Genomic DNA, 20,176 nt, shown 5'->3' on the forward strand with positions numbered 1-20,176 from the left:
ACGCAGACAGTGTGTCCACCATGACCACGACCTCGCCCCAGGGGCGCACCGAACTGCTGAGGCCGGACGGGAGCCCCGTCCGAGTGCTTGTGGTGGACGACGAGTTGTCGATCACCGAGCTGCTGTCCATGGCCCTTCGCTACGAGGGCTGGCAGATCCGCAGCGCGGGGGATGGCACGGGTGCCATCCAGACCGCGCGGGAGTTCCGGCCCGACGCCGTCGTCCTCGACATGATGCTGCCGGACATGGACGGCCTGACCGTCCTGGGGCGCCTGCGCCGCGAGCTGCCCGACGTGCCGGTTCTGTTCCTGACCGCGAAGGACGCGGTCGAGGACCGGATCGCGGGCCTGACCGCCGGCGGCGACGACTACGTCACCAAGCCGTTCTCCCTCGAGGAGGTCGTCGCCCGGCTGCGCGGGCTGATCCGCCGGTCCGGTGCGGCCGACCGCCGCTCCGACTCCGTGCTCGTCGTCGGCGACCTGACGCTGGACGAGGACAGCCACGAGGTCAGCCGGGCCGGGGAGGGCATCCACCTCACCGCGACCGAGTTCGAACTCCTGCGGTTCCTGATGCGTAATCCCCGGCGTGTGCTCAGCAAGGCGCAGATCCTCGACCGTGTGTGGTCGTACGACTTCGGTGGACAGGCCAACGTGGTCGAGCTCTACATCTCGTATCTGCGGCGGAAGATCGACGCGGGACGTGAGCCGATGATCCACACCCGGCGTGGTGCCGGTTACCTGATCAAGCCCGCGGCGTCATGAGCGGGCGACGACGGCCGCATGCGCAGAAGCGACGAGCGGGACAGCCGCGCACACTGCGGACGCGGCTCGTCGTCGCTTCCGTGGTGCTGATCGCCGTGGTGTGTGCGGTGATCGGTACGGTGACGACGCTGGCCCTGCGCTCGCATCTGTACGACCAGCTCAACGACAAGCTGGGCGAGGTCGCGGCGCGCGTGGCCCCCCGGGACTTCGGCGGGCCGCCCGACGGCAAGACCCTGCCCGGCGGGCAGAAGAAGCAGGAGATCCCGGAGACCAAGCTCAAGGACTTCGTCACCAGGGGCGGGCAGCCGGACGGCACGATCGCGGCCAAGGTCGTGAAGGGCGTCATCACCAGCGCCCAGCGCGGTGTGAAGTCCGACTCCTCGGACAACTTCACGATGAACCCCAAGGGGCTCACCGACGCCCAGATGAAGGCGCTCAACTCCGTCACCCAGGACAACAGGACGCACACCGTCGACCTGCCCGGACTGGGCACTTACCAGGTCACCTACGCCAGCAACGACAAGTACTCCTACTACGTGGCCATCCCCACCAAGGAAGCCGACAGCACGATCAACACGCTCATCCTCGTCGAGGTGAGCGTCACCGCCGCCGGCCTCGGCGCCGCCGTCATCGCCGGCTACGTCCTCGTCGGCCTGGCCACCCGCCCCCTGCGGCGCGTGGCCGCGACCGCGACCCGTGTCTCCGAACTCCCCCTCCACACCGGCGAGGTGAACCTCTCCGAGCGTGTGCCCGAGTCCGAGACCGACCCGCACACCGAGGTCGGCCAGGTCGGTGCCGCCCTCAACCGGATGCTGGACCACGTCCACGGCGCGCTGCACTCGCGGCAGCAGAGCGAGATGCGGGTACGGCAGTTCGTCGCCGACGCCAGCCATGAGCTGCGCACACCCCTGGCCTCCATCCGCGGGTACGCCGAGCTCACCAGACGCGGCAGAGAGCAGGTCGGCCCCGACACGCGGCACGCCCTCGGCCGTATCGAGTCCGAGGCGGGCCGTATGACGCTGCTCGTCGAAGATCTCCTCCTGCTCGCCCGGCTGGATGCCGGACGGCCGCTGCAGTTCGAGCAGACCGACCTCATCCCGCTGGTCGTCGACACGATCAGCGACTCCCGGGCGGCCGGCATGGACCACAACTGGCGGCTCGACCTGCCCGACGAACCGGCCCTCGTGTCCGCGGACGCGGCCCGCATCCAACAGGTGCTGGTCAACCTGCTGGGCAACGCCCGCAAGCACACCCCGCCCGGTACGACCATCACCGCACGCATACAGCGGCGCGGACCCTGGATGTGCGTGGACGTCGAGGACAACGGGCAGGGAATTCCGGCGGAGTTGCTGCCGCACGTCTTCGAGCGGTTCGCGCGCGGTGACTCCTCGCGCTCCCGTGCCTCCGGTTCGACGGGCCTCGGGCTTGCGATCGTGCAGGCCGTCGCGACCGCGCACGGCGGTGCCGTGACCGTGGACAGCGTTCCGGGGCGCACGGTGTTCACCGTGCATCTGCCGGCGCTTGCCCCGGCCCTGCCCCGCCCGGCGCCCGAAACGAATTGGCAATCGCACTCACAGGCAGACCACAGTGCCACCACATGGGTGCAACAGGGCGCTTGACCAGAGTCGTTGTCATGCGAACCGACTCTTCTCCCGGCACCCTGCCGGCGCGGGAGCACCTCCCGGCCGGCGACGCCGGTACGCCTGTCCTGGACGTAGTGATCCCCGTCTACAACGAGGAGAAGGACCTCCAGCCGTGTGTGCTGAGACTGCACGACCACCTCAAGCGCACGTTCCCGTACGCCTTCCGCATCACCATCGCGGACAACGCATCGACGGACACCACCCCGCTGGTGGCCGCGCGGCTGGAGGAGGAGATCCCCGAGGTCTCCAACTTCCGACTGGAGCAGAAGGGCCGCGGTCGCGCCCTGCGGACGGTGTGGTCCGCCTCCGAGGCGCCGATCCTCGCCTACATGGACGTGGACCTCTCCACCGACCTCAACGCGCTGCTGCCCCTGGTGGCGCCGCTGATCTCGGGTCACTCGGACCTGGCGATCGGCTCCCGGCTGGCCCGCTCCTCCCGCGTGGTACGCGGGCCCAAGCGGGAGTTCATCAGCCGGGCGTACAACCTCATCCTGCGCGGCTCGCTGCAGGCCCGCTTCTCCGACGCACAGTGCGGCTTCAAGGCGATCCGGCGTGATGTCGCGCAGGTCCTGCTGCCGCTGGTCGAGGACACCGGCTGGTTCTTCGACACCGAGATGCTCGTCATCGCCGAGCGCGCAGGGCTTCGTATCCACGAAGTACCCGTCGACTGGGTCGACGACCCGGACTCCACCGTCCACATCGTGAAGACGGCGACCGAGGACCTCAAGGGCGTGTGGCGGGTGGGCAAGGCCCTGGCCACCGGGTCGCTGCCGCTGGACCGGATCACCCGGCCGTTCGGCGACGACCCGCGCGACCGCGAGATCCAGGACGTGCCGAAGGGGCTGGCCCGCCAGCTCGTCGGGTTCTGCGTCGTCGGCGGTCTGTCGACCCTCTTCTACCTGGTCCTCTACAGCGTCTTCCGCCAGTTCGGCGGCTCGCAGGTCGCCAACGCGCTCGCCCTGCTGGTCTCCGCGGTCGCCAATACGGCGGCCAACCGGCGCCTGACCTTCGGGGTGCGCGGCAGCGGCGGCGCCGTCCGGCACCAGGCGCAGGGCCTGGTCGTCTTCGGCATCGGTCTCGCGCTGACCAGCGGATCGCTCGCCGCCCTGAACGCGGCGACCTCCGACCCGGCGCACTCCACCGAGCTGGCGGTCCTCATCGCCGCCAACCTCGCGGCGACGGTGCTGCGCTTCCTGCTCTTCCGCGCCTGGGTCTTCCCGGACCGGCGCGACACCCCGGCGTCCACCGTGGTCGCCTCGCACAACCCGTCCTCGCCGACCTACTCGGCGGACCGGCAGCCGCAGTACCAGCCGGCCGGCGCCCCGCAGCCGTACCAGTCGTACGCGCCGCAGCCTCCGCTGCCGCAGCGCCCGGCCGCGCACCCGAACATGCAGTACCCCAGCCACCAGACCACCCAGTTCCGCGCCGGTGAAGTCGCGGACCGCAGCTGGGAGGACGCCACCATGCACCTGCAGCCGGTGCGTCCGACCGACAACGATCCGAGGGACTCCCGATGACCACCCACTACGACCGTCCGACCTATCAGGAGGGGGCCCACGGTCCGTCCTCCTGGGGGCCGGAACCGACCACGGCCGTGCAGGAGCCGGTGGCTCCGCCGGCCGCCCCGGCCCCCGAGGCCGGTGAGCCCAAGCAGCCCTTCGTCCACAGACTGTGGAGGGGCCGCCCCGAGGACCCCCGCTGGGTGCGCCCGGCCTTCTGGGGCCTGCTCCTGGCGACCGGCCTGCTCTACCTCTACAACCTGAGCGCCTCCGGCTACGCCAACTCCTTCTACTCGGCGGCCGTCCAGGCCGGCAGCAAGTCCTGGAAGGCCTTCTTCTTCGGCTCGCTGGACGCGGGCAACGCGATCACCGTCGACAAGCCCCCGGCCTCCCTGTGGCCGATGGAGCTGGCGGTCCGGATCTTCGGCCTCAACTCCTGGTCGATCCTGGTCCCCGAGGTCCTCATGGGCGTCGGCGCGGTCGCCGTCGTATACGCCGGTGTACGGCGCCGGTTCAGCCCCGGGGCCGGTCTGATCGCGGGCGCGGCGCTCGCGCTCACTCCCGTCGCGGCGCTGATGTTCCGGTTCAACAACCCGGACGCCATGCTGGCGCTGCTGATGGCTCTGGCCTGCTACTTCACGGTCCGCGGCATCGAGGACGGCAGGACGAAGTGGCTGATGTGGGCCGGTGTCGCCATCGGCTTCGCGTTCCTCGCCAAGACCCTGCAGGCCTTCCTGATCCTCCCGGCCCTCGCGTTCGTCTACGCGATCTGCGCACCGGTCTCGCTGAAGAAGCGGTTCGGCCAACTTGCCGCTGCCACCGCCGCGTTGGTGGTCTCCGGAGGCTGGTGGGTCGCGATCGTCGAGCTGTGGCCCGCGTCCTCCCGCCCGTACATCGGCGGCTCGCAGAACAACAGCTTCCTCGAGCTGACCTTCGGCTACAACGGCCTCGGCCGCCTCAACGGCGACGAGACCGGCAGCGTCGGCGGCGGCGGAGGCGGCGGAGGCGGCGGCACCAGCATGTGGGGCGAGACCGGCTGGAACCGGATGTTCAACTCCGAGGTCGGCGGCCAGATTTCATGGCTGCTGCCCGCCGCGCTGATCCTGCTCGTCGCGGGCCTGGTGGCCACCCGCAAGTACAAGCGGACGTCCGTGACCCGCGCCTCGTTCCTGGTCTGGGGCGGCTCGCTGCTGATCACCATGGTGGTCTTCAGCTACATGGCGGGCATCTTCCACCAGTACTACACGGTGGCCCTCGCCCCCTACATGGCGGCCGTCATCGGCATGGGCGCCGGGATCCTGTGGGAGAAGCGCAAGGAGATCTGGGCGTCGCTCAGCCTCGCGGCCGCGGTCGTGGCGAGCGCCTCCTGGAGCTACGTCCTCCTCAACCGCACCTCGGACTACCTGCCCTGGCTGAAGTACCTGGTCCTCGTCGGCGGCCTGGTCGCCGCGCTCGGCCTGATCTTCGCCGGCCGTATCAACCGCCAGCTCGCCCTCGCGGCAGCCTCCGTGGGCATCCTGGCCTCGCTGGCCGGCCCGACCGCGTACACCATCAGCACCCTGCAGACGGGCCACACCGGCTCCATCGTCACGGCCGGTCCGGCCGGCGCGAGCATGATGGGCGGCGGTCCCGGCGGCGGTGGCCGAGGCGGCTTCGGCGGCGGTGGCATGCCGGGGCAGCAGAACGGCAACGGCAACACCCAGAACGGCAACGGCTTCCCGGGCGGCGGCACCACCGGCAACGGCGGCTTCGGCGGCGGAATGCCCGGCCAGAACGGCAACGGCAGCACCCAGAACCAGCAGGGTCAGGGCCAGAACCAGCAGGGCGGCCCCGGTGGGGGAGGTTCGGCCCTCGGCGACGGCGGCGGCATGGGCGGCGGCGGTGGCGTCGGCGGCCTGCTGAACGGCGCGTCCGTCTCGTCCGAGGCCAAGAAGCTGCTGGAGGCCAACTCCGCCAAGTACACCTGGGTCGCGGCGGCCATCGGCGCCCAGAACGCGGCGAGCTACCAGCTCTCCACCGGCGACGCGGTCATGGCGATCGGCGGCTTCAACGGCACCGACCCGTCCCCGACGCTGGCGCAGTTCAAGAAGTACGTGGCGGACGGCAAGATCCACTACTTCATCAGCAGCGGCACCGGTGGCGGCATGGGCGGCAGCAGCAGCGGCACGTCCTCGCAGATCACCTCGTGGGTCGAGAAGAACTTCAAGAAGGTGACGGTCGGCTCGTCCACCTTCTACGACCTGACACAGAAGGCGAGCAGCTGAGCACCCGGCTGAACAGTTGACGAAAAACGCGTTGTACACCGTATAGCTGCCAGCTATACGGTGTACAGCATGTCTACGTCGTCCACGTCGTCCACGTCCCAAGGCCACCCCCAACGCTGGCTGATCCTCGGCGTCATCTGTCTCGCCCAGCTCACCGTGCTGCTCGACAACACCGTCCTGAACGTGGCGATCCCCTCCCTCACCAAGGAGTTGGACGCGAAGACCTCCGACATCCAGTGGATGATCAACGCGTACTCACTCGTCCAGTCCGGTCTGCTGCTCACGGCGGGCAGCGCGGCGGACCGCTACGGCCGTAAGAAGATGCTGATCGCGGGCCTGGCCCTGTTCGGTATCGGCTCGCTGGTCGCCGGACTGGCGGACACGACCGGTCAGTTGATCGCGGCGCGGGCCGGCATGGGCGTCGGCGGCGCACTGCTCCTGACCACCACTCTCGCCGTCGCGATGCAGATCTTCACACCCGCGGAGCAGCCGAAGGCGATCGGCATCTGGGCCGCGGTGAACGCGCTCGGCTTCGCGATCGGCCCGCTGCTCGGCGGCTTCATGCTCAACCACTTCTGGTGGGGCGCGATCTTCCTGATCAACCTGCCGGTGGTGGCGCTGGGGCTGGTGGCGGTGGTGGCACTGGTCCCCGAGTCGAAGAATCCGCGCGGCGACCGCCCCGACCTCCTCGGCGCCCTGCTCTCCACGATCGGCATGGCCTCGCTGGTGTTCGCGATCATCTCCGGGCCCGAGCACGGATGGGCGTCGGCGCGGGTGCTGGGGACGGCGGCCGTCGCGGTCCTGGTCCTCGGTGCCTTCGCGTACTGGGAGAGCCGGATCCCGTACGCCATGCTCGATCTGCACTTCTTCAGGGACCGGCGGTTCACGGGCGCGGTCGCGGGAGCCGTGCTCATCACCTTCGGCATGGGCGGCGCGCTCTTCCTGCTCACCCAGCATCTGCAATTCGTGCTGGGTTACGGCCCCTTGGAGGCCGGCCTGCGAACGGCGCCGCTCGCTCTGACGGTCGTCGTGCTCAACTTCTCGGGGCTGTCGGCGAAGTGGTCGGGCAGGCTCGGTACGCCGGTGTCCATCGCGCTGGGGATGGTGCTGATGTCGGCCGGTCTCGTCTCCATCGCACTGCTGGACTCCGGCGGTTACGCCGGGACGTTGCTGGGGCTGTTGCTGATCGGCGGCGGCTGTGCGGTCGCCAACCCGGCGATGGCGCACGCCATCATGAGCGCGATTCCTCCGGAGAAGGCGGGGGTCGGAGCCGGGATCAACGGGACGTTGGCCGAGTTCGGGAACGGGCTGGGGGTTGCCGTACTCGGGGCGGTGCTCAGCTCTCGGGTGCCGGCGGTCGGACTGGCCGCGGGGTTGGAGGCGGGGCAGTTGGTGGGGGCCGTGGCTGTGCTGCTCGGTGGGTTGTTGGCGGCGGCGTTGCTGCGTCGGGCGGAGCGGGCAGACTCGGTGGTGGTCGCCTGAGAACTCGGATGGTGCGCAACCAGGCGTCTGCAGGCGGTATGTGGCTTGTCGCGCACACGCGGCGTCAGCCGCATGTCGACACGGCCCCGCGCCCCTTGGGGCGGCTGCCGCCTAGCATCGTGATCAGTGAACGTAAGTCGAGGAAGGTGCGCCATGGTGAGGGCAGCCGAGCGGGCGGCGCGGACCAGCGTGTGGCTGGGGGGCAAGACGCGCCGGGGCGGGCGCGGTGGCGGGCAGCCGTCGGGCCTTGACCGGGACCGCATCACCGAGGTGACCGTCCGGCTCCTGGACGCGGAGGGACTGGCCAAGTTCTCCATGCGCCGGCTGGCCGCCGAGCTGAACGTCACCGCGATGTCCGTCTACTGGTACGTCGACACCAAGGACGACCTCCTCGAACTCGCCCTGGACGCGGCATTCGGCGAGCTGGGCCTGCCCGACCCGGACGCGGACGAGGACTGGCGGGACCAACTGCGCACGCTGGCAAGGGAGTACCGGTCCCTCCTCGTCCGCCACCCGTGGCTGTCCCAGGTGGCCGGCACCTTCCTCAACATCGGCCCGAACAACCTGGCCTTCGCGCGTGTCGTACAGCGTGTCATCCGCCGCACCGGTCTGCCCACGCACGGCCTGGCGGCCGCCATCTCCTCGGTCTTCCAGTTCGTGTACGGCTTCGGCACGATCGAGGGCCACTTCAACGCCCGCAGCGCCGACTTCGGCATGACCCCGGACGAGTACTTCCAGCACGCCATGAGCGCGGTGACACAGGACCCGGAGGCCGCCGAGGTCGTCAAGGAGTCCGAGGACATCATGGCGGCCCGCGGCGGCGACACGGTGCACGAGATGTGGGAACGGGACTTCGACTTCGCCCTGGACCTGCTGGTGGCGGGAATCGAGGCGATGGTCGACCGGGGTTGATGCGGGGCCCTACTCCTCGGAGACCAGGCGGGCCGGGAAGCCGCCGGTCGCGACCGGCCCCCACTTCTCCGGCGTCACCCGGATGATCGACTTGCCCTGCTTCACCATCGCCTCCCGGTACTCGTCCCAGTCCGGGTGCTCACCCGCGATGTTCCGGTAGTACTCCACCAGCGGCTCCACGGACTCCGGCGAGTCGATGACCTCGGCGGTGCCGTCGATCTGGACCCAGGGCCCGTTCCAGTCGTCGCTCAGCACGACGAGGGCGACCCGCTCGTCCCGCTTGGCGTTGCGGGTCTTGGCCCGCTCGGGGTAGGTGGAGACGACGATCCGCCCCGAGTCGTCGACACCGCAGGTCAGCGGCGAGGCCTGCGGGCTGCCGTCGGCCCTGCGCGTGAGCAGGATCGCGCGGTGGCGCGGTCGTACGAAGTCCAGCAGCTCGTCCAGGGAGACGCGGGTGTTGCTCGCGATGTTCGGTGCCATGGCGTCAGCCTAGGGCTACGAAGCGCCGCCGAGCCTGACCCTGACGTGCCTACGCCCACGGTCAGGCCTGAGGCAGCGACTCCCCCTGCACCGCCTGGATGTCCAGCTCCACCTTCAGCGTCGTACCGATGGCGGCGATACCCGCCTGCAGCACCTGGTTGTAGTTCATGGCGAAGTCCTCGCGCCGCAGTTCCGTCGTCGCCCGGAACGCGGCGCGCGTGCCGCCCCACGGGTCGGCTCCCGTCCCCAGATACGCCAGGTCCAGGTCCACCGGCCGTACGACGCCGTGCAGCGTCAGCTCGCCGTGGACCGTCCAGCGATCGTTGCCGGCCGCCGTGAGCCCCGTCGACCGGTAGGCGATCTCCGGGTACTTCTCGACGTCCAGGAAGTCCGGCGAGCGCAGGTGGTCGTCGCGCATGCCGTTGCCCGTGTCGATGGACGCCGCCCGGATGACCGCCTCCACCCGGGACTTCTCCACCTCGTCCGGGGCGATCTCGATCCGCGCCGCGAAGTCGGTGAACCGCCCGTGCACGCTCGAGATCCCGAGGTGCTGGGCGACCGCGCCCACCGACGAGTGCGCCGGGTCGACGGTCCACGGCCCGGGCGGCGGCAGCTCGGTGCCGCCCTGCCGGGCCAGCGTCACGTTCCCGAGCTCGGCCCGTCCGCTCGCCGTGACGAGCGCGCTGGAGGCCACGGGCGCATACCCGACGGCCGTGACGATGACGGTGTACGCCCCCGGGGTCAGCTCGGTGGCGTCCCGTACGGCTCCCTCGGTGTCCGCCTCCGCGCGCAGTACCTGCGTGCCGGTCATGTCGGTCACCGTGACGACCGCGTGCGACACGGCCCATCCGTCCCGCGTACGGATCTTCGCGGTCAGTCCCATCCCGTTTCTCCCTGCAGAACAACTGGTCGTAACTGGTCGTAAAAGAACCGGCCCGTGGCGCCGGGCGCGCACCTCCACTCAGAGTGCGCACACCGTCCGCCACGGGCCGGGGTCCGACTACTCGCCCGGATGGGCCAGTTCGATGTCGTGGTCGTCGACCCCGCGGCCGGTCACGGTCAGCGCGGTCGCCACCGGCGGGTAACCGGTCGCGATGACCGTGTACTCGCCGCCGTTCAGGTCGGTGAAGGCGTACGCCCCGTCCGCCCCGGTGGTCGCGGTCCCCACGACGTTGCCCGCCGCGTCGACCAGCGTGACCCGCGCGTCGGCCAGCGGACCGTACGGCGCGCGTACGACGCCCTGGAGCTGTGCGCCCGAGTCGAGGTCGACCTCGATCCGGGTGACGCCGGCGCCGCCCACCTCGACGGGCAGGGCGCGCGGCCGGTACCCGGCGGCGTTCACCGCGACGGTCACCGCACCCGGCACCAGCTCCGCGAAGGAGAACTCGCCCTGCTCACCGGTGGTCCCGGTGGCCAGCAGGTCCCCGCGCACATCGGTCACGATGACCATCGCGTCCTTGACGGGCAGCGCGTTCTCGGCGGCCCGCACGACACCGTTCAGCCCGCTGGTGCCGCTGAGCAGGATGTCGTACGACACCGGCTCACCGTTCACCACGACCGTGGACGCCTGCGGCTGGAACCCGTCGGCGGCGGCGATCAGGACGTAACTGCCCACGCTCGGCGCCTCGACGGCATAGGAGCCGTCGGCCTGCGCGACCGACCGGCCCAGCTGCCGTCCCGCCGGCGAGATCAGCGTGACGGCGGCCAGCGGCACCGGCGCGCTCTCGTTGCCGCGGACGAAGCCGCGCACCGGGATGCCACCGGAGCCGGCCGACTCCTCGGGCCGCGCGATGGTCGCCACGGCGGCGAGCTTCTGCGTGCCGTCGGTGGCCGTCTCGGTCTCGGAGGACACGGCCCAGCTCGGCACCTTCTCGGCAGCCGGAGCGGCGGGAGCCTCGGCGGCGACCGGAGCGGTCTCCGCTGCGGGCGTCTCGTCCGCGTCCGCGGCCTGCGCCAGCGCGCCCTTGGTCCTCAGCGGTACCTCCTTGATGAACAGGGTGATCAGGAACGCGACGGCCGCGAGGCCGCCGGCGATCAGGAAGACGTCGGCGATGCCGTGGCCGTAGGCGCTCTCCATGAGCGTGCGGATCGGCGCCGGCAGCTTGTCCAGGTCCGGGATGCTGTCGGTGGACGAGCCGGAACCGGCCAGCGCCGCACGGTACTTGGGGTCGAGGGCGGCGATGCCGTCCTTGACGTAGTGCGTGATCCGGTGGGACATCACCGCGCCCAGCGCGGAGACGCCGACCGCACCACCGAGCGAGCGGAAGAAGGTGACCGTGGAGCTGGCCGAGCCGAGGTCGCTCGGGTCGACCTGGTTCTGGGTGCACAGGACCAGGTTCTGCATCATCATGCCGATGCCGAGACCCAGCAGGGCCATGAAGATCGACATCTTCCAGTAGTCCGTGTCGTACCGGATGGTGCCCAGCAGCCCCAGCCCGGCCGTCACCAGCACACCACCGCTGACCAGCCACGCCTTCCACCGCCCGGTGCGGGTGATGAACTGCCCGGAGACGGTGGAGGAGACGAACAGACCGCCGATCATCGGGATCGTCATGACACCCGACATCGTCGGCGACTTGTCGCGGGCCAGCTGGAAGTACTGGCTGAAGAAGACCGTGCCGGTGAACATCGCGACACCGACGAACAGCGACGCGAGCGAGGCGAGCGTGATGGTGCGGTTGCGGAACAGCCGCAGCGGGATGATCGGCTCGCTCGCCTTCGACTCCACGAGCACGAAGATCAGCCCGAGGGCGATCGAGCCACCGACCATCGCGTACGTCTGCCAGGACACCCAGTCGTACTTGTCACCGGCGAAGGTGACCCAGATCAGCAGCAGCGAGACGGCGGCGGCGATGAAGAACGCACCGGCCCAGTCGACCTTCACGTTCCGCTTCACGACCGGCAGGTGCAGCGTCTTCTGCAGCACGATCAGCGCGATGACCGCGAACGGCACACCGACGTAGAAGCACCAGCGCCAGCCCAGCCACGAGGTGTCGGTGATGACACCGCCGAGCAGCGGACCGCCGACGGTCGCGACCGCGAAGGTCGCGCCGAGGTAGCCGGAGTAGCGCCCGCGCTCACGCGGCGAGATCATCGCGGCCATCACGATCTGGGCGAGGGCGGACAGACCGCCGACGCCGATGCCCTGCACGACACGGCAGGCGATGAGCATGCCCGCGTTCTGCGACAGACCCGCGGCCGCGGACCCGAGGACGTAGATGACCAGGGCTATCTGGACGAGCGCCTTCTTGCTGTACAGGTCGGCGAGCTTGCCCCACAGGGGGGTGGCCGCGGTCATCGACAGCAGGGCGGCGGTGACGACCCAGGTGTAGGCGGACTGGCCGCCACCGAGGTCGCTGATGATGTGCGGCAGGGCGTTGGTGACGATCGTGGACGACAGGATCGCCACGAACATGCCGAGCAGCAGACCGGAGATCGCCTCCATGATCTGTCGGTGCGTCATCGGGGCGTACTCGGCGGAGCCTCCCCCGTGCTTGGCATGAGCCCGCACACCGGCTGGTGTGGTCGTTGCCATGGGCTTCCTTCTCTTAAGTGCTTGCGGGTGTACGGGTGATCGGTTCGAGTTCGAGTGCGGGCGGCGGGAGCCGGGGCGGTACGCCGACACGGCTGTCGTCGAAACTGGCGCGCAGCCGCGTCATGAGCCGCGTGAGCTGTGCGACCTCCTCGTCGCTCCAGTCGCTCAGCCGGTCGGCCAGCAGCTGCGCGGTCCGCTCGGAGAGCGTGTCCAGGCAGGCCAGGCCCGCGGGCGTGAGGTGCACGATCCTGGACCGCTTGTCCGCCGGGTCGGGGGACCGGTCGATCCAGCCGCGCTCGGCGAGGTGCGCGACATGGCGGCTGGTGACCGACATGTCCACGGCCAGCAGTTCCGCGAGCCTGCTCATGCGCATGTCGCCGTGGCGTCCGAGAAGGGTCAGAACCGCGGCGCTGCCCGCCGGGCAGTCCGACGGCAGAATCCGCCCGAGCTCCCGCTTCACGGCACCGAAGGCGCTGAACTGACGGATCAGCTCCTCGTACTGCGCCCGCTCGGCCATCACACCTCCCGCATTCGTTGCTTAGGGCAACCATAGGAGTTGTTGGTTGCTGCAGGCAAACAAAATGGGGCCGGTGTCGCTCAAAAACTTGGCAAAGGCAAGTATTGCGAGCGTAAACACACAGGTGGGCGCGGTTCCCCGCACCGGCGGACCCCCACTTGGGCCACAACCACCGATTCGCTAGGGTCTCCAGCTATGGCTAACCCCCAGAACCCCCAGGGCAACTACGACCCCGCCGGCAGCACCCAGATGTTCCGTGCGTTCGTGGACGAGGGCCCGCAGGGCCGTCAGCAGCAGGCGCCCGCGTCCTCCGGCCCCCGCATCGGCCTGATCGTCGGCATCGTCGTGGCCGTGGCGGTCGTGGCCGCGGTGGCGTGGCTGGCGCTCAAGTAAGGCGCACTACTTCCACTGGACGGACACGTCCCGCGTCTCGATGTGCATGCCGAGCGGCACGCGCCACGCGTCGACGCACACCGTCCAGGTCTTCTCCTTTCCTGCGCCGGCCCCGATCGGCACCGGAAGCGCGGCGGTCGACTCGACCGTCCCCCAGTCGATGCCGAGCGCCCCGATGACGTGCGTCTCGAAGGTCACCGTGCCCGAACGCACCGCGGCCCCGCCGGAGTTGGTGAAGACCAGCGTCACGTCCTCGCACCACCGCTTGTCCGTGGCCTTGCGTGTGGGGTCGCTCCAGGTCAGGGCGGCGGGGCCGGTGGGCGCCGCGGAGCCGGGAGTTACTGTGGGGGACGGTGCATCCGTGCTCGTACGACGGGACTTGGCGCCGTCGGCCGAAGGCGCGGCCGGGGCGGCGCTCGCCGTCGCCTGCGGAGCGCTCACCGTATCGCCGCTCCCCGCAGCGGAATTGGCTCCCGGGCGCGCGCTCTCGTCCCGGTCCCCGTCGAGGGGCACCAGCGCCACACTCCCTGTCGGCCGTACCGCCGTACCGGACGCCTGAGGCGCACCACCCACCGAGCCGGTGGCGACGTATCCCTCACGTCCGCCGCCCCCGCACGCGGCCAGTGCCGCGCCCAGGCAGACGACGGCCGCCGACGCGCCGATCAGGGCGCCTCGACGGCCATGTGTCCATGTCGTCCCAGGAGTTCCACGAAGCATCGCGCCATGGTGGCTGACACTCCGTCAAATAGGAACCCTCGGGCGGTGTTCCGCTCAGTCCGAGATGAGGCCCTCCCGCAGCTGCGCCAGCGTGCGGGTCAGCAGCCGGGAGACGTGCATCTGCGAGATGCCGACCTCCTCGCCGATCTGCGACTGCGTCATGTTGGCGAAGAAGCGGAGCATGATGATCTGCCGCTCGCGGGGCGGAAGTTTGGCCAGCAGGGGCTTGAGGGACTCGCGGTACTCGACGCCCTCCAGGGCCGTGTCCTCGTAGCCGAGGCGGTCCGCGAGGGAGCCCTCGCCGCCGTCGTCCTCGGGGGCCGGGGAGTCGAGCGAGGAGGCCGTGTACGCGTTGCCGACCGCGAGACCGTCGACCACGTCCTCCTCGGACACGCCCAGGACGGCGGCGAGTTCGGGGACGGTCGGGGAGCGGTCCAGCTTCTGGGAGAGCTCGTCGCTGGCCTTGGTGAGGGCCAGGCGCAGCTCCTGCAGCCGGCGCGGGACGCGCACCGACCACGACGTGTCGCGGAAGAACCGCTTGATCTCGCCGACGACCGTCGGCATCGCGAACGTCGGGAACTCCACGCCCCGTTCGCAGTCGAAGCGGTCGATCGCCTTGATCAGGCCGATGGTGCCGACCTGGACGATGTCCTCCATCGGTTCGTTGCGCGAGCGGAAGCGGGCCGCCGCGTAGCGCACGAGGGGGAGGTTGAGCTCGATGAGGGTGTCCCGGACGTAGACGCGCTCGGGGCTGTTCTCGTCCAGTGCGGCGAGCCGCAGGAAAAGGGAGCGGGACAGGGTGCGGGTGTCGATGGCCTCCGAGGACGGAAGGGCCGGGGCCTCGGGGACCTCGACGGTCACAACGTCGGCGAGTGCGGCGTCGGTGGGCGCGGACTCGCTCTTCGTGAGCGTGAGCACCTTCGAGCTGCCCTGTTCTGCGGACATGCCACCCCCTCTGGGTCGCGGGACGGTCGTGGCCGAAGCTTCTCGGTCGAGGAGTTCAGCCTTCACCTGAATACCGGAGCCGAAGCCACGGCAAACGCGCTTGGGGAAGAATGTCACATGTCGGCAACACGCTGTAGTGACATGTCGACATGCGAGACGCGAATAGGCCCAGGAAAGAGGGGGTCTGAGGCTTTTTCAGCGCAGAACTGTCGGGAAGAGCCCTGGTGAGCGATTCGCTCGCGCCGGTTACTACTCGATAGTGCTTGCGATCTGGGGTGTTCCGGGCCGTTCCGGCGCGTGCTCCTGTGCGCCTCTTATGCCTCGATGCGATTCGCGGATCGCAGCCGCTGGAAGCTACGCGCGAGTAGCCGCGAGACATGCATCTGGGAGACGCCGAGTTCCGCGCTGATTTGCGACTGGGTGAGGTTGCTGTAGTAGCGCAGGAGAAGGATTCTCTGTTCCCGTTCCGGGAGTTGGACGAGCAGATGCCGTACGAGATCCCGGTGCTCCACGCCGTCCAGGGCCGGGTCCTCGTAGCCGAGCCGGTCGAGCAGGCCGGGCAGTCCGTCGCCCTCCTGGGCGGCCTCCAGGGAGGTCGCGTGGTACGAGCGTCCGGCCTCGATGCAGGACAGCACCTCGTCCTCGGTGATGCGCAGCCGTTCGGCGACCTCGGCGGTGGTCGGGGTGCGCCCGAAGGAGGTGGTCAGGTCCTCGGTCGCGCTGTTGACCTGGACCCACAGCTCGTGCAGCCGGCGCGGGACGTGGACGGTGCGGACGTTGTCCCGGAAGTAGCGCTTGATCTCGCCGACGACGGTCGGCATCGCGAAGGTGGGGAACTGCACGCCCCGGTCCGGGTCGAAGCGGTCGATCGCGTTGATGAGCCCGATGGTGCCGACCTGGACCACGTCCTCCATCGGCTCGTTGCGGGAGCGGAAGCGGGCGGCCGCGTAGCGCACGAGCGGGAGGTTGGCCTCGATGAGCGCCCCACGCACCCGGGTGTGTTCCGGGGTGCCGGGCCTGAGCTCCTTGAGCTCGCCGAAGAGCACCTGGGTCAGGGCCCGGGTGTCGGCGCCGCGACTGCGCGGCGGTGCGGTCTCGGACGGTGCCGGAGCGGCTTCCAGGGGCGGTGCTTGAGGCGCAGTACTGGCCGGCACGGTCAACTCCACCTCGCAATCGATCAAGTCATCGGTCAAAAGCGGTCATAGCATCACAAGACATGTGCACTGTGTGCAAGCACCGCATAACGCCGTGTTGAACGTGAGTTGGGGCGTAAGACGCAGAAGGGCCCTCCGCCGTTCCGGCGGAGGGCCCACTGGGTCCGGCTCAGTACTCGTAGTCGGCGATCACCCAGGTGGCGAACTCTTTCCACAGCGTCACGCCCGCCTGGTGCTCGGGGTGCTCGACGTAGGCGCGCAGCGCGGTCACGTCGTCGAAGCCCGAGTTGATGGCGAAGTCGTACGCGATGGGGCGGTCGCTGATGTTCCAGCCCAGCTCCCAGAAGCGGATCTCGGGGATCTTGCCCTCGAGCGACCGGAAGGCGTCGACCCCCTCCAGGACGCGCGGGTCGTCGCGCTCGACGCCCTCCTCGAGCTTGAAGAGGACGAGATGCCGAATCATGTGCGCTGCTCCTAGCTCCGGCCCCGCGCGGCTACTTGGCCCCGTTGACGAGCCAGGTGAAGAAGTCGCCGATGGCCTTGGCGGCGTCCGATATGCCCTCGAACCCTATCTGGACGTAGTCGGCCGCCTTGGCCGGGTCCGTGACGATCACGTACAGCACGAAGACCACGAGTACGTAGACGGCGATCTTCTTGGCGTTCACCGCCATTGTGGCCTCCTGAGTCACATTTGCCCCAACGAGCGCCCATGATCGCACGAAGGGCCCCGTCTGACGACGGGGCCCATGCGAAGCGGTAGCGGAGGGATTTGAACCCTCGGTGACTTGCGCCACACTCGCTTTCGAGGCGAGCTCCTTCGGCCGCTCGGACACGCTACCGAGGGAGACCTTACAGCACGCCGGCCAGTGCTCTGAAATCGGTATTCGGGGGCTGTGGTCAGCGGGAGCGGAAGAAGTCGGTGAGGAGTCGGGCGCACTCGTCGGCGAGTACGCCCTCGATCACCTCGGGCCGGTGGTTGAGCCGCCGGTCGCGTACGACGTCCCAGAGGGAGCCGGCCGCTCCGGCCTTCTCGTCGCGGGCACCGTAGACCACGCGGTCCACGCGGGACTGCACGATCGCGCCCGCGCACATCGTGCAGGGTTCGAGGGTGACGACGAGCGTGCAGCCGGACAGCCGCCACTCCCCGAGGGCTACGGCGGCCCTGCGGATCGCGAGGACCTCGGCGTGCGCCGTCGGATCGCCGGTGGCCTCGCGTTCGTTGTGTCCGGCCCCGAGCACGGTCATGCCGTCCGGGGCCAGTACGACGGCGCCGACGGGGACGTCCGCGCCCGCCCTCCCGGCCTCGTCCAGGGCGAGCCGCATCGCGGCCCGCCAGCGGTCGCGTACCGGGTCCGGTGTGGCTGCAGCGGTCAGCGGACGGTCTCCAGGACCTCCGAGGCGCCCAGGGCCTCGGCGATCGCGCTCAGCGCGTCCTCGTCCAGGTTGCGCAGTTCCTTGGCGGTGACACCGAGGTCGTCGAGGATCTCGGCGTCGCCCACGGGGCTGTGCGGCACGGACTCGGCGGACGCGCCGTCGTCATCGTCGTCGTCGGCATCGTCGGGCTCGCCGTCCTCCGTGCCGTCGAGGTCGAGGGAGTCCAGGTCGGCGACGTCGTCGTCACCGGGCTCCCGTCCGAGCAGTTCGTCGGTGAGCAGGATCTCGCCGTAACTGCTGCGGGCAGCGGCGGCGGCGTCCGAGACGTAGATACGAGGGTCGTCCTCGCCGTCGATCCGGACGACGCCGAACCAAGCGTCTTCCTGCTCGATCAGTACGAGCACCGTGTCGTCCTCGGCCGAGGCCTCCCGGGCGAGATCGGCCAGATCCGACAGGGTCTCCACATCGTCGAGCTCTGTGTCGCTCGCTTCCCACCCGTCTTCGGTGCGCGCGAGCAGTGCGGCGAAGTACACCGTGACTCTCCCACTGGTCATAGGCGTGCCGGTTGGAGGTCCCCCCGGCGGGGTTCTTGGGCGGGGAGAGCTGTGCTGTTGTGCTCCGAGCCCCACCCACTCGGCATCGTGGCAGAAACAAGGCGTTCAGGGGACGTCTTCGGCTCCCTGTGTCCGCCGCTTGTTGATCGGCCACGAGCGGGATCGTACGCGGCGATCCTTGCGCACACGCACTGGGTTGGCGTTATGCGTGCGTCGTGGCGGCCCCGGCTACCAGCGGAAGGTGCGCATGCGCATGGCGTGGCGCAGGCGTGCGGCCTTGGCGCGTCGGGGCTGGACACGGTCGCGCAGCTCACGGGCTTCGGCGAGGTCACGCAGGAACTGGGCCCGGCGGCGCCTGCGCTCGGCGTCCGTCTGCTGCTGTGGCGCGTCCACTCGGGACTCGGGCTCGGACATAGGCTCACCACCCCCGCTACGTCCCTCCCACTTTCCCTCTGATGGGCGGTTTGATGCCAGAGCGGGGCTCACCTGGGCGCGGTTACTGTTAGGGCATGCGTCTCCATGTCGTCGACCACCCGCTGGTCGCCCACAAGCTCACCACGCTGCGCGACCAGCGCACCGACTCCGCGACCTTCCGCCGTCTGGCCGACGAGCTGGTCACCCTGCTCGCCTACGAGGCCACGCGCGACGTGCGCACCGAAGCGGTCGACATCACGACCCCGGTCACTGCCACCACCGGCGTCAAGCTCTCCCACCCGCGCCCGCTGGTGGTGCCGATCCTGCGGGCCGGGCTCGGCATGCTGGACGGCATGGTCCGGCTGCTGCCGACCGCCGAGGTGGGCTTCCTGGGCATGATCCGCAACGAGGAGACGCTGCAGGCGTCCACGTACGCCTCGCGCATGCCCGAGGACCTCTCCGGCCGCCAGGTGTACGTCCTGGACCCGATGCTGGCCACGGGCGGCACCCTGGTCGCGGCGATCCAGGAGCTGATCAAGCGCGGCGCGGACGATGTGACGGCCGTGGTGCTGCTGGCCGCGCCGGAGGGCGTCGAGGTGATGGAGCGGGAGCTGGCGGGTACGCCGGTGACCGTGGTGACGGCAGCGGTCGACGAGCGCCTCAACGAGCACGGTTACATCGTGCCGGGGCTCGGGGATGCGGGAGATCGGCTTTACGGCGCGGCTGAGTAGAGGCTGCGCCTCGGCGCCGTAGGGGTGCGGTTCGTTCTGCGACAGCAGGCTGTGTTGCGCAGTTCCCCGCGCCCCTGAGGGCGGTTTCAGCAGCTCTTCTTCTTGGACGTGGACGTCGGCTGCGGGCTGGCCAGCGCGGCCAGTGCCTTGTCGGCGTCCGCCTTGCTCGTGAGGGTCTTGAAGCCGTCGCCGATGATCAGGTCGACCGCGGCACCCTTGCGACCCGCATCCGTACGCCGCTCGGCGCCGGTCAGCTGCGTGGCGAGTACCGGCAGCGAGCTGTTCAGGGACGATGCGGGGCCCAGCAATATCCCCGTGCCCTTGACCTTCTTGTCGAATGCCTTCGCCGCGTTGCCCACGTCGCCGATCTTGAACCCGCGCTTCTTCAGCTCGTCCGCGGTGTTCTTGGCCAGACCGCTGCGGGTCGTGGCGTTGAAGACGTTGACCGTGATCTGAGCGGGCTTCGGCACCGGGCCGGTGGGCCCGGCGGACGGGCTCGCCTTGGTCGAGCAGTCCGCCTTGGGGCCGGCCGCCGAGGCCGTCTTGCCGCCGCCGGTGAAGACGTCGATGAGCTGCAGCGTGCCCCAGCCGACCAGGCCGAGCGCGGCAGCGGAGGCCACCATGGCGGCCACGAGCCTGCCGCGCCGCCGACGCTGTCGCATCCGCGGGTATTTGTTCCCCGTGATCCGGTATTTCCCGCCCATGCCCTGGGGAGTCAGCATGCTCATGAGCGCAGCGTAGTGCGCCCGAGCGGCGATGCCTACTAGATGATCATTGGACGCCACACAGGTGAACCCGAAA

At 69.7% G+C, this 20,176-nt stretch carries 21 protein-coding genes and 1 tRNA gene; 8 read left to right on the top strand and 14 right to left on the bottom strand.

Going from position 1 to position 20,176, the window contains the following annotated elements; translation table 11 throughout:
- The first annotated feature begins 20 nt into the window (after window positions 1–20).
- The 6 genes from ABZ880_RS39670 to ABZ880_RS39695 all read left to right on the top strand — a co-directional run bounded on the left by ABZ880_RS39670 (window position 21) and on the right by ABZ880_RS39695 (window position 8,561).
- On the top strand, window positions 21–761 hold the full coding sequence (locus ABZ880_RS39670) for a response regulator transcription factor (protein WP_026179246.1): 741 nt from the start codon (window positions 21–23) through the stop codon (window positions 759–761).
- The gene (locus ABZ880_RS39675; protein ID WP_361273706.1) at window positions 758–2,380 is read left to right on the top strand and encodes a HAMP domain-containing sensor histidine kinase; all 1,623 of its coding nucleotides are present in this window, start codon (window positions 758–760) and stop codon (window positions 2,378–2,380) included. Before ABZ880_RS39670 ends, ABZ880_RS39675 begins: the two co-directional genes overlap by 4 nt.
- Window positions 2,381–2,394: 14 nt before the next feature.
- Window positions 2,395–3,921, top strand: coding sequence for a glycosyltransferase (locus tag ABZ880_RS39680; RefSeq protein WP_361273708.1), 1,527 nt, complete (start codon window positions 2,395–2,397; stop codon window positions 3,919–3,921).
- Complete coding sequence (locus tag ABZ880_RS39685; protein WP_361273710.1) at window positions 3,918–6,167, top strand: glycosyltransferase family 39 protein; 2,250 nt, start codon at window positions 3,918–3,920, stop codon at window positions 6,165–6,167. The genes ABZ880_RS39680 and ABZ880_RS39685 overlap by 4 nt, the downstream gene beginning before the upstream one ends.
- Before the next feature lie 69 nt (window positions 6,168–6,236).
- Complete coding sequence (locus ABZ880_RS39690; RefSeq protein WP_361273713.1) at window positions 6,237–7,649, top strand: MFS transporter; 1,413 nt, start codon at window positions 6,237–6,239, stop codon at window positions 7,647–7,649.
- 153 nt (window positions 7,650–7,802) lie between these two features.
- Entirely contained in the window at window positions 7,803–8,561 is a 759-nt protein-coding gene (locus ABZ880_RS39695; protein ID WP_361273716.1) for a TetR/AcrR family transcriptional regulator, read from the top strand.
- 9 nt (window positions 8,562–8,570) lie between these two features.
- Here the strand turns inward: ABZ880_RS39695 and ABZ880_RS39700 are convergent, their stop codons facing one another.
- The 4 genes from ABZ880_RS39700 to ABZ880_RS39715 all read right to left on the bottom strand — a co-directional run bounded on the left by ABZ880_RS39700 (window position 8,571) and on the right by ABZ880_RS39715 (window position 13,093).
- Complete coding sequence (locus ABZ880_RS39700) at window positions 8,571–9,041, bottom strand: PPOX class F420-dependent oxidoreductase (RefSeq protein WP_361273719.1); 471 nt, start codon at window positions 9,039–9,041, stop codon at window positions 8,571–8,573.
- 61 nt (window positions 9,042–9,102) lie between these two features.
- The gene (locus tag ABZ880_RS39705; protein ID WP_361273722.1) at window positions 9,103–9,924 is read right to left on the bottom strand and encodes a YceI family protein; all 822 of its coding nucleotides are present in this window, start codon (window positions 9,922–9,924) and stop codon (window positions 9,103–9,105) included.
- Between the two features lie 117 nt (window positions 9,925–10,041).
- Window positions 10,042–12,576 (bottom strand): MFS transporter, encoded by a 2,535-nt coding sequence (locus ABZ880_RS39710; protein WP_361273725.1) that lies wholly within the window; start codon window positions 12,574–12,576, stop codon window positions 10,042–10,044.
- Between the two features lie 13 nt (window positions 12,577–12,589).
- On the bottom strand, window positions 12,590–13,093 hold the full coding sequence (locus ABZ880_RS39715; RefSeq protein WP_361273728.1) for a MarR family transcriptional regulator: 504 nt from the start codon (window positions 13,091–13,093) through the stop codon (window positions 12,590–12,592).
- A 195-nt stretch (window positions 13,094–13,288) separates the two neighbouring features.
- Here ABZ880_RS39715 and ABZ880_RS39720 point away from each other — a divergent pair, with 195 nt between their 5' ends.
- Entirely contained in the window at window positions 13,289–13,486 is a 198-nt protein-coding gene (locus ABZ880_RS39720; protein WP_361273731.1) for a hypothetical protein, read from the top strand.
- A gap of 6 nt (window positions 13,487–13,492) precedes the next feature.
- Here the strand turns inward: ABZ880_RS39720 and ABZ880_RS39725 are convergent, their stop codons facing one another.
- The 9 genes from ABZ880_RS39725 to ABZ880_RS39765 form a co-directional block, all read right to left on the bottom strand.
- Window positions 13,493–14,203: a hypothetical protein gene (locus ABZ880_RS39725; protein WP_361273734.1), complete on the bottom strand. Its 711-nt coding sequence runs from the start codon at window positions 14,201–14,203 to the stop codon at window positions 13,493–13,495.
- A gap of 54 nt (window positions 14,204–14,257) precedes the next feature.
- Entirely contained in the window at window positions 14,258–15,148 is an 891-nt protein-coding gene (locus tag ABZ880_RS39730; RefSeq protein ID WP_361273736.1) for an RNA polymerase sigma factor SigF, read from the bottom strand.
- A gap of 314 nt (window positions 15,149–15,462) precedes the next feature.
- Complete coding sequence (locus ABZ880_RS39735) at window positions 15,463–16,302, bottom strand: RNA polymerase sigma factor SigF (RefSeq protein WP_361273739.1); 840 nt, start codon at window positions 16,300–16,302, stop codon at window positions 15,463–15,465.
- Between the two features lie 169 nt (window positions 16,303–16,471).
- Complete coding sequence (locus ABZ880_RS39740; RefSeq protein ID WP_361273742.1) at window positions 16,472–16,765, bottom strand: Dabb family protein; 294 nt, start codon at window positions 16,763–16,765, stop codon at window positions 16,472–16,474.
- Between the two features lie 31 nt (window positions 16,766–16,796).
- Entirely contained in the window at window positions 16,797–16,973 is a 177-nt protein-coding gene (locus ABZ880_RS39745) for a hypothetical protein (protein ID WP_361273744.1), read from the bottom strand.
- Window positions 16,974–17,056: 83 nt separating this feature from the next.
- Window positions 17,057–17,141: transfer RNA gene (locus ABZ880_RS39750), tRNA-Ser, on the bottom strand.
- Window positions 17,142–17,199: 58 nt separating this feature from the next.
- Complete coding sequence (gene tadA, locus ABZ880_RS39755) at window positions 17,200–17,625, bottom strand: tRNA adenosine(34) deaminase TadA (protein ID WP_361273747.1); 426 nt, start codon at window positions 17,623–17,625, stop codon at window positions 17,200–17,202.
- Between the two features lie 47 nt (window positions 17,626–17,672).
- The gene (locus ABZ880_RS39760) at window positions 17,673–18,209 is read right to left on the bottom strand and encodes a hypothetical protein (RefSeq protein WP_361273952.1); all 537 of its coding nucleotides are present in this window, start codon (window positions 18,207–18,209) and stop codon (window positions 17,673–17,675) included.
- A 249-nt stretch (window positions 18,210–18,458) separates the two neighbouring features.
- Window positions 18,459–18,644: a hypothetical protein gene (locus tag ABZ880_RS39765; protein WP_361273750.1), complete on the bottom strand. Its 186-nt coding sequence runs from the start codon at window positions 18,642–18,644 to the stop codon at window positions 18,459–18,461.
- A 95-nt stretch (window positions 18,645–18,739) separates the two neighbouring features.
- Between ABZ880_RS39765 and upp the strand changes: the two genes are divergently transcribed.
- Window positions 18,740–19,375: a uracil phosphoribosyltransferase gene (upp, locus tag ABZ880_RS39770; RefSeq protein ID WP_361273753.1), complete on the top strand. Its 636-nt coding sequence runs from the start codon at window positions 18,740–18,742 to the stop codon at window positions 19,373–19,375.
- Between the two features lie 86 nt (window positions 19,376–19,461).
- Here the strand turns inward: upp and ABZ880_RS39775 are convergent, their stop codons facing one another.
- On the bottom strand, window positions 19,462–20,103 hold the full coding sequence (locus ABZ880_RS39775; protein WP_361273756.1) for a LytR C-terminal domain-containing protein: 642 nt from the start codon (window positions 20,101–20,103) through the stop codon (window positions 19,462–19,464).
- Window positions 20,104–20,176 lie beyond the last annotated feature (73 nt).

It is taken from the genome of Streptomyces sp. NPDC047043 (assembly GCF_040644055.1).
GTDB lineage: Bacteria > Actinomycetota > Actinomycetes > Streptomycetales > Streptomycetaceae > Streptomyces.

Excerpts from the sequence above, each read along its gene's own strand:
- ABZ880_RS39680 (WP_361273708.1), top strand. The coding sequence starts at position 2,395 with ATGCGAACCGACTCTTCTCCCGGCACCCTGCCGGCGCGGGAGCACCTC.
- ABZ880_RS39710 (WP_361273725.1), bottom strand. The coding sequence starts at position 12,576 with ATGGCAACGACCACACCAGCCGGTGTGCGGGCTCATGCCAAGCACGGG.
- ABZ880_RS39725 (WP_361273734.1), bottom strand. The coding sequence starts at position 14,203 with ATGCTTCGTGGAACTCCTGGGACGACATGGACACATGGCCGTCGAGGC.
- ABZ880_RS39700 (WP_361273719.1), bottom strand. The coding sequence starts at position 9,041 with ATGGCACCGAACATCGCGAGCAACACCCGCGTCTCCCTGGACGAGCTG.
- ABZ880_RS39675 (WP_361273706.1), top strand. The coding sequence starts at position 758 with ATGAGCGGGCGACGACGGCCGCATGCGCAGAAGCGACGAGCGGGACAG.
- ABZ880_RS39720 (WP_361273731.1), top strand. The coding sequence starts at position 13,289 with ATGGCTAACCCCCAGAACCCCCAGGGCAACTACGACCCCGCCGGCAGC.
- tadA (WP_361273747.1), bottom strand. The coding sequence starts at position 17,625 with ATGCGGCTCGCCCTGGACGAGGCCGGGAGGGCGGGCGCGGACGTCCCC.
- ABZ880_RS39670 (WP_026179246.1), top strand. The coding sequence starts at position 21 with ATGACCACGACCTCGCCCCAGGGGCGCACCGAACTGCTGAGGCCGGAC.
- ABZ880_RS39775 (WP_361273756.1), bottom strand. The coding sequence starts at position 20,103 with ATGAGCATGCTGACTCCCCAGGGCATGGGCGGGAAATACCGGATCACG.
- upp (WP_361273753.1), top strand. The coding sequence starts at position 18,740 with ATGCGTCTCCATGTCGTCGACCACCCGCTGGTCGCCCACAAGCTCACC.
- ABZ880_RS39730 (WP_361273736.1), bottom strand. The coding sequence starts at position 15,148 with ATGTCCGCAGAACAGGGCAGCTCGAAGGTGCTCACGCTCACGAAGAGC.
- ABZ880_RS39715 (WP_361273728.1), bottom strand. The coding sequence starts at position 13,093 with ATGGCCGAGCGGGCGCAGTACGAGGAGCTGATCCGTCAGTTCAGCGCC.
- ABZ880_RS39765 (WP_361273750.1), bottom strand. The coding sequence starts at position 18,644 with ATGTCCGAGCCCGAGTCCCGAGTGGACGCGCCACAGCAGCAGACGGAC.
- ABZ880_RS39705 (WP_361273722.1), bottom strand. The coding sequence starts at position 9,924 with ATGGGACTGACCGCGAAGATCCGTACGCGGGACGGATGGGCCGTGTCG.
- ABZ880_RS39740 (WP_361273742.1), bottom strand. The coding sequence starts at position 16,765 with ATGATTCGGCATCTCGTCCTCTTCAAGCTCGAGGAGGGCGTCGAGCGC.
- ABZ880_RS39745 (WP_361273744.1), bottom strand. The coding sequence starts at position 16,973 with ATGGCGGTGAACGCCAAGAAGATCGCCGTCTACGTACTCGTGGTCTTC.
- ABZ880_RS39695 (WP_361273716.1), top strand. The coding sequence starts at position 7,803 with ATGGTGAGGGCAGCCGAGCGGGCGGCGCGGACCAGCGTGTGGCTGGGG.
- ABZ880_RS39685 (WP_361273710.1), top strand. The coding sequence starts at position 3,918 with ATGACCACCCACTACGACCGTCCGACCTATCAGGAGGGGGCCCACGGT.
- ABZ880_RS39690 (WP_361273713.1), top strand. The coding sequence starts at position 6,237 with ATGTCTACGTCGTCCACGTCGTCCACGTCCCAAGGCCACCCCCAACGC.